Annotated in this window: 13 protein-coding genes; 5 read left to right on the plus strand and 8 right to left on the minus strand. The window is 65.2% G+C overall.

Going from position 1 to position 13,081, the window contains the following annotated elements; all coding sequences use genetic code 11:
* Nucleotides 1-42 precede the first annotated feature (42 nt).
* From ABE459_RS07505 to ABE459_RS07525, 5 genes are all read right to left on the minus strand, one after another.
* Nucleotides 43-1,068 (minus strand): AbrB family transcriptional regulator, encoded by a 1,026-nt coding sequence (locus tag ABE459_RS07505; RefSeq protein WP_323831371.1) that lies wholly within the window; start codon nucleotides 1,066-1,068, stop codon nucleotides 43-45.
* Nucleotides 1,061-2,575, minus strand: coding sequence for a tripartite tricarboxylate transporter permease (locus tag ABE459_RS07510; RefSeq protein WP_110993779.1), 1,515 nt, complete (start codon nucleotides 2,573-2,575; stop codon nucleotides 1,061-1,063). The genes ABE459_RS07505 and ABE459_RS07510 overlap by 8 nt, the downstream gene beginning before the upstream one ends.
* A gap of 3 nt (nucleotides 2,576-2,578) precedes the next feature.
* On the minus strand, nucleotides 2,579-3,037 hold the full coding sequence (locus ABE459_RS07515) for a tripartite tricarboxylate transporter TctB family protein (protein ID WP_125462803.1): 459 nt from the start codon (nucleotides 3,035-3,037) through the stop codon (nucleotides 2,579-2,581).
* A gap of 177 nt (nucleotides 3,038-3,214) precedes the next feature.
* A complete protein-coding gene (locus ABE459_RS07520; RefSeq protein ID WP_323831369.1) occupies nucleotides 3,215-4,195 on the minus strand; it encodes a tripartite tricarboxylate transporter substrate binding protein in 981 nt (326 codons plus the stop codon).
* Between the two features lie 31 nt (nucleotides 4,196-4,226).
* A complete protein-coding gene (locus tag ABE459_RS07525; protein WP_125462805.1) occupies nucleotides 4,227-5,516 on the minus strand; it encodes an OprD family porin in 1,290 nt (429 codons plus the stop codon).
* A gap of 212 nt (nucleotides 5,517-5,728) precedes the next feature.
* Between ABE459_RS07525 and ABE459_RS07530 the strand changes: the two genes are divergently transcribed.
* Both ABE459_RS07530 and ABE459_RS07535 read left to right on the plus strand, forming a co-directional pair.
* Nucleotides 5,729-6,400, plus strand: a complete 672-nt coding sequence (locus ABE459_RS07530; protein WP_125462806.1) for a response regulator — start codon at nucleotides 5,729-5,731, stop codon at nucleotides 6,398-6,400.
* Nucleotides 6,393-7,772 carry a sensor histidine kinase N-terminal domain-containing protein gene (locus tag ABE459_RS07535; RefSeq protein ID WP_323831368.1) on the plus strand — a complete coding sequence of 460 codons (1,380 nt, stop codon included), beginning with the start codon at nucleotides 6,393-6,395 and terminating at the stop codon, nucleotides 7,770-7,772. The genes ABE459_RS07530 and ABE459_RS07535 overlap by 8 nt, the downstream gene beginning before the upstream one ends.
* Nucleotides 7,773-7,837: 65 nt before the next feature.
* Here ABE459_RS07535 and ABE459_RS07540 read toward each other — a convergent pair whose 3' ends face one another.
* Both ABE459_RS07540 and ABE459_RS07545 read right to left on the minus strand, forming a co-directional pair.
* On the minus strand, nucleotides 7,838-8,644 hold the full coding sequence (locus tag ABE459_RS07540; protein WP_125462808.1) for an HDOD domain-containing protein: 807 nt from the start codon (nucleotides 8,642-8,644) through the stop codon (nucleotides 7,838-7,840).
* 55 nt (nucleotides 8,645-8,699) lie between these two features.
* Nucleotides 8,700-9,641 (minus strand): folate-binding protein YgfZ, encoded by a 942-nt coding sequence (locus tag ABE459_RS07545; protein ID WP_125462809.1) that lies wholly within the window; start codon nucleotides 9,639-9,641, stop codon nucleotides 8,700-8,702.
* 133 nt (nucleotides 9,642-9,774) lie between these two features.
* On the opposite strand from ABE459_RS07545, the gene ABE459_RS07550 reads away from it, so the two are divergent.
* Nucleotides 9,775-10,029, plus strand: coding sequence for a succinate dehydrogenase assembly factor 2 (locus ABE459_RS07550; protein WP_110993788.1), 255 nt, complete (start codon nucleotides 9,775-9,777; stop codon nucleotides 10,027-10,029).
* Complete coding sequence (locus tag ABE459_RS07555; protein WP_125462810.1) at nucleotides 10,013-10,465, plus strand: protein YgfX; 453 nt, start codon at nucleotides 10,013-10,015, stop codon at nucleotides 10,463-10,465. Before ABE459_RS07550 ends, ABE459_RS07555 begins: the two co-directional genes overlap by 17 nt.
* On the opposite strand, the gene nadB is transcribed toward ABE459_RS07555, so the two are convergent.
* On the minus strand, nucleotides 10,434-12,050 hold the full coding sequence (gene nadB / locus ABE459_RS07560; protein ID WP_125462811.1) for an L-aspartate oxidase: 1,617 nt from the start codon (nucleotides 12,048-12,050) through the stop codon (nucleotides 10,434-10,436). The genes ABE459_RS07555 and nadB overlap by 32 nt on opposite strands.
* 437 nt (nucleotides 12,051-12,487) lie before the next feature.
* On the opposite strand from nadB, the gene rpoE reads away from it, so the two are divergent.
* Nucleotides 12,488-13,069: an RNA polymerase sigma factor RpoE gene (gene rpoE, locus ABE459_RS07565; RefSeq protein WP_010220971.1), complete on the plus strand. Its 582-nt coding sequence runs from the start codon at nucleotides 12,488-12,490 to the stop codon at nucleotides 13,067-13,069.
* The last annotated feature ends 12 nt before the right edge of the window (nucleotides 13,070-13,081 follow it).

Genomic DNA, 13,081 nt, shown 5'->3' on the forward strand with positions numbered 1-13,081 from the left:
TCCCACGGTAGTTGTAGGAGCGGGCTTGCCCCGCGATGGGGCCTAGGCCTTCACCCAGCGCCTGAAGAGCGGCTCGGCCAGAAACAGCACGAACAGCAACCGCATCACCTGCAACGCCGTCACCAGCGGCACCGACAGTTGCAGGGTCTCGGCCGTCAGGCTCATCTCGGCAATCCCCCCGGGCATCATCCCCAAGGTCAGCGAGCGCAGGTCCAGGTGGGTGAGCAGGCTCAAACCCCAGGCCGCGCCCGCGGCAATCAGCATGCACAGTGCCGTGGCCAGCAAAGTCCGGCCGAGGAACGACGGCGCCCGGCGGAAAAACGCGCGATTGAAGTGGCAGGCCAGGCCGCTGCCGATCAGCCACTGGCCGATCTGGCTGGCGCCGTTGGGCAAACCGATCTGCAGGTTGCCGGCCAGGCTCACGCTCGCCGCCACCAGCAACGGCCCGAACAACCACGGGTTGGGCTGGCGCAGCCGTTGCCAGATCAGCGCGACCACCACGGCCAGCGGTGCGATCAGGGCCAGCCAGCCCCAACTGACGCTACCGGCATGGTTCAGCGGCACCCCATCACCGAGCAACAGCTTGAACAGCGCCGGCACGCACAGCACCACCGCCAGCACCCGCAAGCTTTGAGCGGCTGCCACCTGGCTGAGCACCGCGCCATTGCGCGCGCCGAGGTTGACCATCTCTCCAGAGCCGCCCGGCATGCTGGCAAAGAACGCCGTGGCGCGGTCCTCGCCGGTACGCCGCAGCAGCCACACGCTGATCACGCTGGACAGCGTGGTGAACAGCGCGCCGAAGAAGATCAGCGCGAAGTGCTCGGTAACCTGCTCGATGACCGCCGGGGTGAAGTGCAGGCCGATGCCGATACCGATGATCCACTGCCCGCACTTGCGGCCATTGGGGATTTCGCTCAGCTGCCAGGGGGTCAAGCAGCGCACCAGGATGATCGCCAGCAACGCGCCGACCATCCACGGCAAAGGCCAGCCGGCCTTGCTGGCGGCAAAACCGCCAACAAGACCGACCAGCCCGGTGGCCCAGAACAGAGGGAGACCGCGGTCAGGCATCCGCCATCGCCCGGCGTTGTTGCGCGCGTTTGCGCCAGATGCGCAGCAGCGGCAGGGTCAGCATCAGCACCGTCAGCACCCAGACCGACATGCTGATCGGGCTCGACCAGAGGATGCCCAGCTCGCCGTTGGAGATCGACAGCGCGCGGCGCAGGTTCTGCTCCATCAGCCCTCCGAGGATGAAGCCCAGCAGGATCGGCGACAGCGGGAAGTCCAGCTTGCGCAGGATGTAGCCCATGATGCCGATGCCGACCATCAGGAACAGGTCGAAGGTGGTGGCATGCACGGCGTACACGCCGATCGCGGTGATGATCGCGATCACCGGTACCAGCGCCCAGTTCGGTACGGCGAGGATGCGGGTGAAGATGCGGATCATCGGGATGTTCAGGATCACCAGCATGATGTTGGCGATGAACAGCGAGGCGATCAGGCCCCAGACGATGTCCGGCTGCTGCTCGAACAGCAGCGGGCCCGGGGTGATGTTGTACAGGGTCAGCGCGCCGATCATCACGGCAGTGGTGCCCGAACCCGGTACGCCCAGGGTCAGCATCGGCACCAGGGCGCCACAGCAGGAGGCGCCGATGGCGGTTTCCGGGGCGGCCAGGCCACGGGCGTCACCCTTGCCGAACTTGCCCTTTTCACCCGCCATGCGTTTTTCGGTCATGTATGCCACGGCACTGGCCAGGGTCGCGCCGGCACCCGGCAGTACGCCCATGAAGAAGCCCAGCAGGCCGCAGCGGATGTTCACGGCGAACACCGACGCCGCTTCCTTGAGGTTGAACAGCATGCGCCCGGTGGCCTTGACCGCCACGTGGCCATGGTGGGTCTTCTCCAGCAGCAGGAGGATCTCGCTGATCGAGAACAGCCCCAGCACCAGCACCACGAACTGGATACCGTCGGCCAGGTGCACGCTGTCGCCGGTGAAGCGGTACACACCGCTGTTGGCGTCGATACCCACCGCCGACAGGAACAGGCCGATCAACGCGGCAATGAAGGTCTTCAACGGCTTGTCGCCGGCCATGCCGCCGAGGGCGACGATGGCGAACACCATCAACACGAAGTACTCCGCCGGGCCGAAGGCGATCGCCCATTTCGCCAGCAGCGGGGCGAACAACACCATGCCGCAGGTGGCGATGAAGGCGCCGATGAACGAACTCCAGGCCGACAGCGACAGTGCCACACCGGCCAGGCCCTGGCGGGCCATGGGGTAGCCGTCGAGGGTGGTCATCACGGTGGAGGCTTCGCCGGGGATGTTCAGCAGGATCGAACTGATGCGCCCGCCGTATTCGCAGCCCAGATAAACGGCGGCCAGCAGGATCAAGGCCGACTCCGGCGGCAGGCCGAGGGCGAAGGCGATGGGGATCAGCAGGGCCACGCCGTTGATCGGGCCCAGGCCCGGCAGCAGGCCGACCACGGTGCCGATCAGGGTGCCGGTGAGGGCGGTGACCAGGTTGTACGGGCTCAGCGCGACGCCGAAGCCCTGGCCGAGATAGCTCAAGGTATCCATGTGTCAGTTCTCCAGTACGCTTAGCAGGCCAAGGGGCAGGGGCACGTCCATCACGCGGTCGAACAGCCAGTACAGCAGTAGGCTCATGCCCACCACCACGAGGGCGCTGTGCAGCCAGCGGCCGCCGTACAGGCGGGCCATGGGGATGCCCACCAGCACGGCGCTGAGGATGAAGCCCAGGGCCTCGAAGGTGCTGGCGAAGACGATCAGCAGGCCCACGCAGGTGGCGATCTTGATCAGGGTTTCGCGGTCCAGTTCAGGCTCGTCGTCCTTGCGTACGATGGGCGTGGGGCGGATGGCCAGGTACAGCAGGCCCAGGCCCATCAGGCCGAGCATCAGCAGCGGGTAGGCGCGAGGGCCCACCGGTTCATAGGAAAACGCGGCCTGGTAGGGCCAGGCCATCACGGCCAGGGCGGCGCACACTGCCAGCAAAAGCAGGGCGAAGAGGCGTTGCAGGATCATGGGAGAATCCTCATGGTTCATCGGCATGACGCGGCCCCTGTAGGAGCGGCCTTGTGTCGCGAAAGGGCTGCAACGCAGCCCCGGCAATTCACGCTGCGAAGCTGAAACCCTGGAGCCGCTGCGCAGCTCTTTCGCGACACAAGGCCGCTCCTACAAAGGGCGAGCGGCTTGGGCGGCTTACTGGATCAGCCCGAACTCACGGGCCAGTGCCTTGTATTCGGCCACCTGCTTCTTCACATAGCCGTCCAGCTCTTCGCCGGTCATGGCGAAGGGGAACAGCTCGCGCTGGTCGCGCAGCTTGGCGAAGTCTTCCGAGGCGAGCATCTTGTCGAACGAGGCTTTCCACCAGGCGTAGTCTTCGTCGCTGACCTTCGGCCCCAGGTAGAAACCGCGCACTACCGGCCAGACGATGTCGTAGCCCTGCTCCTTGGCGGTGGGGATGTCTTTCATTTCCGGCTCGTCCAGGCGCTTCTCGGAGAACACCGCGAGGATGCGCATGTTGCCGCTCTGGATGTGCGGCATGGAGTCGGAGATATCGGTGGAGCCGACCTGGATATGGCCGCCGAGCAACGCGGTGGCGATTTCGCCGCCGCCTTCCAGGGCCACGTAGCGCAGGTCGCGCGGGTTGATGCCAGCGGCCTTGGCGATCAAGGCGGTCTGCATCCAGTCCTGGCTGCCGACGGTGCCGCCGGAGCCGATCACCACTTTGCTCGGGTCTTTCTTCAGGGCCGCGACCAGGTCGTCGAGGGTCTTGTAGGGCGAGTCGCTCTTCACCGCGATGGCGCCATAGCTGGTGCCCACGGCTGCCAGCCATTTCACCGCGTTCTCGTCAAAGCGGCCGAATTTGCCTTGGGCCAGGTTCAGCAGCGAGCCGCTGGACCAGGCCACCAGGGTGCCGGCGTCGCCTGGCCGCTGGGCAACCACGGCGTTGTAGGCCACCGCGCCGACACCGCCGGGCATGTAGGTCACGCGCATCGGTTTGCTGAGGATCTTTTCCTCCACCAGGGCGCTCTGTACCAGCTTGCAGGTCAGGTCGAAACCGCCGCCGGGCGAAGCCGGGGCGATGCATTCGGGGCGTTTCGGTTCGGCGGCCAGGGCATTGCCTGCCAGCAGCAGGCAGCCGGTTGCGAGGGCGAGGCGGCGCAGTGAAAAGGTCATCGTCTATCTCCGTGAGCGTTGTTGTTATGAGTTACCACAGAGCTACGCTGTAGCTCACCAGCAGCCGTACCTCGTCCGCGTCGCGGGCGATGTTGGAGCGGAAGGTGGCGTTGCGCAGGCGCACGGCGACGTTTTTCAACGGGCCGCTTTGTACCACGTACTTGAGTTCGGTGTTGCGTTCCCACTCCTTGCCCTCGCCACCGGCGGCGCGGCTGACGTTGTCGCCATTGATGTAGCGGGTCATGAAGGTCAACCCGGGCACGCCCAGGGCTGCGAAGTTGTAGTCGTAGCGTGCCTGCCAGGAGCGCTCGTCGGCACCGGCAAAGTCGTTGATCTGCACGAAGTTGACGAGGTAGGGGTCAGCGCCGTCGACATAGGGGAAGGCGCTGTCGCCGCTCAGTTGCTGCCAGCCGGCGCTGAGCTTGTGCCCGCCCAGGCCATAGCTGAGGATGCCGCTGAAGGTGGTGTTGTCGATGCGCCCGGCCTTGGCCTGGCCGGCTTCGTCGCTCACCGCCAGGCGCAGGTCGGCGCCGAAGGTGCCCGGGCCCCAGGGCTGGGTGGCGACCATGCCGATGAAGTGCTGGCGGTAGATATCGTCGAGCTGGGCGAAGTGGTAGCTGCCGGTGATGCGGTCGGTGAACTTGTAGTCCAGGCCTGCCAGGTCGAGATTGTCGGCGCTGAAACTGCCACCAAAGCGGCCGTTCTTGTTGTTCAGCGCCAGGTCTTCCCAGTTGGTGTCGTTGCGGTCCTTGGCCTTGTCCAGGCGCCCGCCGGTGAAGGTCAGGCCCTTGATCTCGTTGGAGGTGACCAGGCCACCTTCGAAGGTCTGCGGCAGGATACGCCCGTCGTTGGGCTGCAGGGTGGGCAGTTCGGGGATCAGGGTACCGACTTTCAGTTCGGTCTGGGACACCTTCACCTTGCCGGTCAGGCCTAGCTTGGAGTACTCGTCGGCCGCCTTGCCGTCGTCATGGGTGGGCAGCAGGCCGGTGTCGGTGCGATCAGGGCTGGAGTCGAGCTTCACACCGAGCATGCCCAGGGCATCCAGGCCAAAGCCCACGGTGCCTTCGGTGTAACCGGACTCGAAGTTGAGCATGAAGCCCTGGGCCCATTCATCGCGCTTGGATTGCTGCGCGCTGGTGCCGTCGCGGAAGTCGCGGTTGAAGTACATGTTGCGAGTTTCGAAGGTGGCGGTGCTGTCTTCGAAGAAGGCGGCCTGGCTCAGGGGGGCGACACCGGCAAGGGCGACGGCGCTGGCGAGGGCGCATGGGCGGGCGGCGAACGAACGGGAAGGCGCGAACGCCTGCGGCTGCATGGACAGCATCGTCGGTGACTCCAATTATTGTTCTTATAAATTGCACCTTGCTGGTGCTTTTGGCGGCGCGTGGGGCGACCGTGGTGCGATGCTAGGCAATCAACCTTTCGCTAACCTTTCAGCGTGAAAGGTTTGCTCTCGGGGCTTCACAGGCCCGGTGACGGCGGTACACTCCGCGCAAAAATCCGCGCAAAAAGCCCTACCCGGGCTGGGAGAATCCGATGCGTGTGCTGCTGGTCGAAGACCACCTGCAACTGGCCGAAAGCGTGGCCCAGGCCCTCAAGAGCCAGGGGCTGACCGTGGATGTGCTGCACGACGGCGTGGCCGCCGACCTGGCGTTGGCCAGCGAGGACTACGCCGTGGCTGTGCTCGATGTCGGCCTGCCGCGCATGGACGGCTTCGAAGTGCTGGCGCGCCTGCGCGGGCGCGGCAAGACCGTGCCGGTGCTGATGCTCACCGCGCGCAGCGATGTGAAGGACCGGGTGCATGGCCTGAACCTGGGCGCCGACGATTACCTGGCCAAGCCTTTCGAATTGACCGAACTCGAGGCGCGGGTCAAGGCGTTGCTGCGCCGCAGCGTGCTTGGCGGTGAGCGCCAGCAGCGTTGCGGGCCGCTGGTCTATGACCTCGATACCCGGCGATTTTCCCTCGACAACGAACCACTGACGCTCACCCAGCGCGAGCAGAGCGTGCTCGAAGCCTTGATCGCCCGACCGGGCCGGGTAATGAGCAAGGAGCAGCTGGCGGCCCAGGTCTTTGGCCTGGACGAAGAGGCCAGCCCCGACGCCATCGAGATTTATATCCACCGGCTGCGCAAGAAGCTCGATGGTCACCCGGTGGCCATCGTCACCTTCCGTGGCCTGGGTTATCTGCTCGAGCACCGCGATGCGTGACAACGGCAGCCTGCGCGGGCGCCTGCTGGGCAACCTGGCACTGTTGCTGGTGGTGCTGATGCTGGCCAGCGGCCTGAGCGCCTACTGGAATGGCCGTGAAGCCGCCGACACCGCCTATGACCGCACCCTGCTGGCCTCGGCGCGAACCATTGCCGCCGGGCTTTCGCAACGCGACGGCACGCTCAGCGCCGATGTGCCCTACGTGGCCCTTGATACCTTCGCCTACGACAGCGCCGGGCGCATCTACTACCAGGTGCTGGACATCCACCAGAAGCTGATCTCGGGTTACGAAAACCTGCCGCCACCCCCACCGGGTACGCCGCGCACAGACGACTACCCGGCCCTTGCCCGTTTCTACGACGCCACTTACCAGGGCCAGGATGTACGGGTGGTCAGCTTGCTCAAGGCGGTCAGCGAACCGAACATGAACGGCATGGCCGAGATCCGCGTGGCCGAAACCGAAGAGGCGCGGGTACGCATGGCCCGTGGCCTGATGGCCGACACCCTGCTGCGCCTGGGCATGCTGGCGCTGGGCGCGCTGGTGCTGGTGTGGTTCGCGGTCAGCGCCGCGCTGCGCCCGCTGGAACGCCTGCGTGGCGCGGTGGAAGAGCGCCAGCCGGACGACCTGCGGGCCTTGCCGGTGGTGCAGGTGCAGCGCGAACTCGGGCCGCTGGTGCGTGCGCTCAACCACTTCACCGAGCGCTTGCGTGGGCAGTTCGAGCGCCAGGCGCAGTTCATCGCCGATGCCGCTCATGAGTTGCGCACCCCGCTGGCGGCGCTCAAGGCGCGGGTCGAGCTGGGCCTGCGCTCGAAGGATCCTGAGGAGTGGCGCCAGACCCTGGACGCCGCCGCCCAAGGCACCGACCGCCTGACCCATCTGGCCAACCAGTTGCTGTCGCTGGCACGGGTGGAAAACGGTGCACGGGCCATCGCCGAAGGCGGCGCCCAGCGCCTGGATCTGAGCCAGTTGGCCCGTGATCTGGGCATGGCCATGGCCCCTCTGGCCCATGCCCGCGGCGTGTCGCTGGCGCTGGAAGCCGAGGCGCCGGTATGGCTCAAGGGCGAGCCGACCTTGCTCAACGAGTTGCTCAGCAACCTGGTGGATAACGCCTTGGCCCATACACCGGTGGGTGGCGATGTGATCCTGCGGGTGCTGGCACCGGCGGTGCTGGAGGTCGAGGACGATGGGCCGGGGATTCCCGAGGAGGAGCGCGAGCGAGTGTTCGAGCGCTTCTACCGGCGCAGCGCGCAGGGCAGCGGGCTGGGTTTGGCCATCGTCGGCGAAATCTGCAGGGCGCACCTGGCGCAGATCAGCCTGCATGATGGCGAGCGGGGCGGGTTGAAGGTGCGGGTGAGTTTTATCGCCGATTGATGGGTTGCCTATGAGGGCCTCTTCGCGGGTTTACCCGCGAAGAGGCCAGCCCAGGCGATACGGGATCAGCGCAACATGTTCCGCGCTTCCAGCAGCTCATCGACATTCAGCTCGGTCCCGTAGGGCAGCCCCAGGTGCCGGTAGGCGGGCAGCGCCGCCAGCGGCCGGCTGCGCCCGCGCTGGCTGATGCAGCGGGCGACCTGCACCACATCGATGTAGTCGACCTGGTCAGTGCGCCGGTCCAGGTCCTGGACCTGGCCTGGCAGCTTGACCAACTGCTCGGGGAATTCCCAGGCACTGAGGATCTTGTCACCCAAGGCTGGCTGGATCTGTTCGATCACGTAATGCAGGCACACCGGGTCCGAGAGCAGTTCGTTGTGCTCCTGGGCATAGATCAGCACCGGCAGTGCGCCGATCTGGTGAACCAGGCCGCCAAGCGCGGCCTGGTCGGGTTTGAGCTGGGTGTAGCGGCGGCACAGTTCATAACTGATGCCTGCAACTTCAAGGCTGTTGGCCCAGATATCGCGGAGTTTTTGTTCGACCGCCGGGGCGCGGGCGTGGAAGATCTGCTCGATCACCAGGCCAATGGCCAGGTTGCAGCTGTAGTTGATGCCCAGGCGGGTGATGGCGGTGTGCAGGTCGGTGACTTCAACCGCGGCGCGCAGCAGTGGGCTGTTGACCACCTTGATCAGGCGCGCCGACAGGGCGGCGTCGCGGCCGATCACCTTGCTCAGGGCCGAGACGCTGATTTCGCTGTCCTCGGCGGCTTCGCGGATGCTCAGGGCAACCTCCGGAAGCGTCGGCAGGACCAGGTCGTCGTTGTCGATGGCTGTGAGCAATTGCGCTTGGACCATCTCGGCCAGCTTGTTCATGGACTTCTCTACGGCAAAGGTGGTGCGGCCCCGCCCCGTGGGCGGGGCGGGCTGGTCAGCGTTGGATTTCCCGGTCGCGGTCCAGTTCGTAAGGCAGGTCAAGCAGCGCCAGGCGTGGGCCTTCGAGGCTGCCCAGGTGCAGGTTGTCGTCGGCCACTGCGTCGGCGCTGAGCACGGCCAGCAGCTCGACGCCGTTGCCCGTGCTGGCGGCGATCACCACTTCACCGACCGACGAGCCGTGGGTGGGCGAGAAGATCTCGGCGCCTGGCGCCGGCACGTCGGCCTGGTCGAGCGCGAGGCGGTACTGGCGGCGCTTGAGCTTGCCCAGGTACTGCATGCGCGCGACGATTTCCTGGCCGGTGTAGCAGCCTTTCTTGAAGCTCACGCCATCGACTGCCTGCAGGTTGATCATCTGTGGGATGAACAGTTCGCGGGTCGGGCCCATGACCTGGCCGATGCCGGCGCGGATCTGGCCCAGCAGCCAGTCGTTCAGCATGCCCTCGGGCAGGCTGGCGGCGAGTGTTTCGCGTACTGCCGTGGCCTGTTCGGCGGGCGCCCACAACTCCACCCGGCCAGGCGAGACACGCAGGGCGATCAGGTTGTCATGACGCACGGTCGCACCAGCGGCTTCCGGCACGTTCAGGCCCAGGGCCTGCAGGGCAGCGTCGCCGTGCTGCAGGCCAAAGCGTACCCAGGCAGCGCTTTCGTCGCTCAGGGTGGCCTTGGAGAACACGGCGTACTTTTTCAGGTCGGCCAATTGCGCGTCGAGCAGTTCGCTGGCCATCGCCAGCAGGTAGCCATTACCTTGCGGGAGGATGCGGAAGCTCGACTGCATCCGGCCCTTGACCATGCAGCGAGCGCCGAGGCCGGCGTGTTCATCGCTGAGGTAGTTGAGGTTGCAGGTCAGTTGGCCTTGCAGGAACTTGCCGGCGTCGGACCCGCGCACGGCGAGGATGCCCTCGTGGGCGAGCGTACAGAAAAAAGCGGAATCGGCCATGGGTCATCGCGGTAGCTAGAGACTGGCGGCCATCATAGAACGCCAGTAACAAAATAGGTAGGTGACTAGACCAACGCCCGGTGTCGCTTCGTGCGCCGCACGGTATACTGCCCGACCATTCGAGGAGGGCCCCATGGTCGAACAAACTGAACTCAATCGGCTTTTCTGGCACAGCCGCCGTGGCATGCTGGAACTGGACGTGCTGCTGGTACCTTTCACCCAGGAGGTCTACCCCAGCCTGAGCGAAGCCGACCGTGAACTCTACGTGCGCCTGCTGAGCTGCGAAGACCAGGACATGTTCGGTTGGTTCATGGAGCGCAACGAGTCCGAAGACCCGGAGCTGCAGCGCATGGTCCGTATCATCCTGGACCGTGTCCAACCCAAGTGACCGTTTCGAGTGCCGTTGGCAGGGCTCACGCCTGCTGCTGACGGCCTACCTCGCCAGCCAGGCGCTGGCGATCATCACCTTGGCCGTCATCGCACTGCCGTTCTGGCTGCGCAGCCTGGCGTTTCTCGTCTGCCTGGCGCATGCCTGCTGGGCCATTCCCCGCCGTATCCTGCTCACGCACCCCCATGCGATCACCGGCTTGCGCCGCGACCCGCGTGGCTGGCATTTATACAGCCGTGCCCGTGGCTGGCAGGCGGTGCGATTGTGCCGCGACAGTATTGCCCTGCCAGGTTTGGTGGTGTTGCGCTTCGTGCGCAAGGGGCGTTGGCTCAGTGAGAGCCAGTGCATCCCTCAAGATGCACTGGCTCCTGAGACGCATCGGCGCTTGCGCGTGCGGCTGAAGTTCAGCCGGCGAAGGTGGGCGGCTGCAGGATAGTGTCGTGGGCCTCGGGCAACATGCTCGGGTAGTCGAGGGTGTAGTGCAGGCCGCGGCTCTCTTTGCGCTGCATCGCCGAACGGATCATCAGCTCGGCGACCTGGGCCAGGTTGCGCAGCTCGATCAGGTCGCGGCTGACCTTGTAGTTGCTGTAGAACTCGTCGATTTCGTCCAGCAGCATGCGCACGCGGTGCTCGGCACGCTGCAGGCGTTTGCTGGTGCGCACGATGCCGACGTAGTCCCACATGAAGCGCCGCAGTTCGTCCCAGTTGTGCGCGATGATCACGTCCTCGTCAGAGTCGGTGACCTGGCTTGCGTCCCAGCAGGGCAGGGCGCGGGGCATGGTCACCTGGTCGAGGTGCGCCTCGATGTCGGCGGCGGCGGCGCGGCCGTAGACGAAACACTCGAGCAGCGAGTTGCTGGCCATGCGGTTGGCGCCGTGCAGGCCGGTGAAGCTGGTTTCGCCGATGGCGTAAAGGCCGGGCACGTCGGTGTGGCCGCGATCATCGACCATGACCCCGCCGCAGGTGTAGTGGGCCGCTGGCACCACCGGGATCGGCTGGCGGGTGATGTCGATGCCGAAGGTGAGGCAGCGCTCGTAGACAGTGGGGAAGTGGCTCTTGATGAACTCGGCCGGCTTGTGGCTGATGTCCAGGTACACGCAATCCACGCCCAGGCGCTTCATCTCGTGGTCGATGGCGCGGGCGACGATGTCCCGTGGTGCCAGCTCTTCGCGTGGGTCGAAGCGGGGCATGAAGCGCTCGCCATTGGGCAGGCGCAGCAGGGCGCCCTCGCCGCGCAGGGCTTCGGTCACCAGAAAGCTCTTGGCTTGCGGGTGATACAGGCAAGTGGGGTGGAACTGGTTGAACTCCAGGTTCGCCACCCGGCAACCAGCCCGCCAGGCCATGGCGATACCGTCGCCACAGGCGCCGTCGGGGTTGCTGGTGTACAGGTACACCTTGGCTGCGCCGCCCGTGGCCAGCACGGTGAAGCGGGCGCCGAAGGTGTCGACCTCGCCGGTGTTGCGGTCCAGTACATAGGCGCCCAGGCAACGGTCGCCGCCGAGGCCCAGGCGGCGCTCGGTAATCAGGTCGACCGCGACGCGCTGCTCCAGAAGCTCGATGTTCGGCCGCTGGCGCGCCTGGTCGAGCAAGGTTTTGAAGATCGCCGCACCGGTGGCGTCGGCGGCATGAATGATGCGCCGGTGGCTGTGGCCGCCCTCGCGGGTGAGGTGAAACTCGAAACCACCGTCGTCGACGCTGTAGTGCTCGTCACGGGTGAACGGCACGCCTTGCTCGATCAGCCATTCGATCGCTTCGCGGCTGTGTTCGACGGTGAACCGCACCGCGTCTTCGTGGCACAGGCCGCCGCCGGCATTGAGGGTGTCCTCGACATGCGACTGCACGGTATCGGTGTTGTCGAGCACGGCGGCCACGCCGCCCTGGGCCCAGAAGGTTGAGCCGTTGGCCAGGTCGCCTTTGCTGAGTACGGCGATACGCAGGTGGCCGGGGAGGTTCAGTGCCAGGCTCAGACCAGCCGCACCACTGCCGATCACCAGGACATCATGTTGGAATTGTTGGCTCATGTCGGGACACTAGTAATCTTCGAAGGGGGCACGGCACAATAGTCAAGCGCAGATGGCATTGTGAAACTATCGTGAAACCGGGCCGGGATGCCTTTATAGCAGCCCCGGGGGCCTGATTTCCAATGGCGCTTGCGGGGCAAAGACGATCTTTTCGGGAACTTTCCTCTACCCCAGGAAATCCTAAGAAGGCTGTACGCACGCCACATTTTGCCGCGGCGACGCAGGGCGGCAGCCCTTTGCTTGGGCTCAGACCTGCGTACTGAAACCTGATTATCGACGCAGCCGGCCGTGACCGCGCTGCGCCTTTCGTGCGAGCCGACCAAGGGCCGCAGGAAACTTGCTTGGAGGGGAGAACTTTTGCGTAAAGCCCGAGTCTATGGTTGCAAGCCTGAACGATGCTTGTCGCAACGCTCCTTCGAGTTCACTGAGGAGTGTTCATGCTAACCCAGGAAGAGGATCAGCAGCTTGTCGAGCGCGTGCAGCGCGGCGACAGGCGAGCGTTCGATCTGTTGGTGCTGAAGTATCAGCACAAGATTCTCGGGTTGATCGTGCGTTTCGTACACGACACCCATGAAGCGCAGGACGTGGCGCAGGAAGCCTTCATCAAGGCATACCGGGCGCTGGGAAATTTCCGCGGTGACAGCGCGTTCTATACGTGGCTTTACCGCATCGCCATCAACACGGCGAAAAACTATCTGGTGTCCCGTGGAAGACGGCCGCCAGACAGCGATGTGAGCTCCGAGGATGCGGAGTTTTACGACGGCGATCATGGTCTCAAGGATCTCGAGTCCCCAGAACGCGCTTTGTTGCGGGATGAAATCGAAGGCACAGTCCATCGCACCATCCAGCAACTGCCGGAAGACCTGCGCACGGCGTTGACGCTGCGCGAGTTCGATGGTCTGAGTTACGAGGACATTGCCAGTGTCATGCAATGTCCGGTGGGTACCGTGCGCTCCCGGATTTTCCGCGCTCGGGAGGCCATAGACAAAGCCCTGCAACCGCTGTTGCAGGAAACCTGAGACAGCGGCGAC

It is taken from the genome of Pseudomonas sp. TWI923 (genome assembly GCF_039673365.1).
Lineage (GTDB): Bacteria > Pseudomonadota > Gammaproteobacteria > Pseudomonadales > Pseudomonadaceae > Aquipseudomonas > Aquipseudomonas sichuanensis.

Bases quoted from the DNA above. Each gene is read 5' to 3' on its own strand.
- ABE459_RS07505 (WP_323831371.1), bottom strand. From the start codon at position 1,068: ATGCCTGACCGCGGTCTCCCTCTGTTCTGGGCCACCGGGCTGGTCGGT.
- ABE459_RS07510 (WP_110993779.1), bottom strand. From the start codon at position 2,575: ATGGATACCTTGAGCTATCTCGGCCAGGGCTTCGGCGTCGCGCTGAGC.
- ABE459_RS07515 (WP_125462803.1), bottom strand. From the start codon at position 3,037: ATGATCCTGCAACGCCTCTTCGCCCTGCTTTTGCTGGCAGTGTGCGCC.
- ABE459_RS07520 (WP_323831369.1), bottom strand. From the start codon at position 4,195: ATGACCTTTTCACTGCGCCGCCTCGCCCTCGCAACCGGCTGCCTGCTG.
- ABE459_RS07525 (WP_125462805.1), bottom strand. From the start codon at position 5,516: ATGCTGTCCATGCAGCCGCAGGCGTTCGCGCCTTCCCGTTCGTTCGCC.
- ABE459_RS07530 (WP_125462806.1), top strand. From the start codon at position 5,729: ATGCGTGTGCTGCTGGTCGAAGACCACCTGCAACTGGCCGAAAGCGTG.
- ABE459_RS07535 (WP_323831368.1), top strand. From the start codon at position 6,393: ATGCGTGACAACGGCAGCCTGCGCGGGCGCCTGCTGGGCAACCTGGCA.
- ABE459_RS07540 (WP_125462808.1), bottom strand. From the start codon at position 8,644: ATGAACAAGCTGGCCGAGATGGTCCAAGCGCAATTGCTCACAGCCATC.
- ABE459_RS07545 (WP_125462809.1), bottom strand. From the start codon at position 9,641: ATGGCCGATTCCGCTTTTTTCTGTACGCTCGCCCACGAGGGCATCCTC.
- ABE459_RS07550 (WP_110993788.1), top strand. From the start codon at position 9,775: ATGGTCGAACAAACTGAACTCAATCGGCTTTTCTGGCACAGCCGCCGT.
- nadB (WP_125462811.1), bottom strand. From the start codon at position 12,050: ATGAGCCAACAATTCCAACATGATGTCCTGGTGATCGGCAGTGGTGCG.
- rpoE (WP_010220971.1), top strand. From the start codon at position 12,488: ATGCTAACCCAGGAAGAGGATCAGCAGCTTGTCGAGCGCGTGCAGCGC.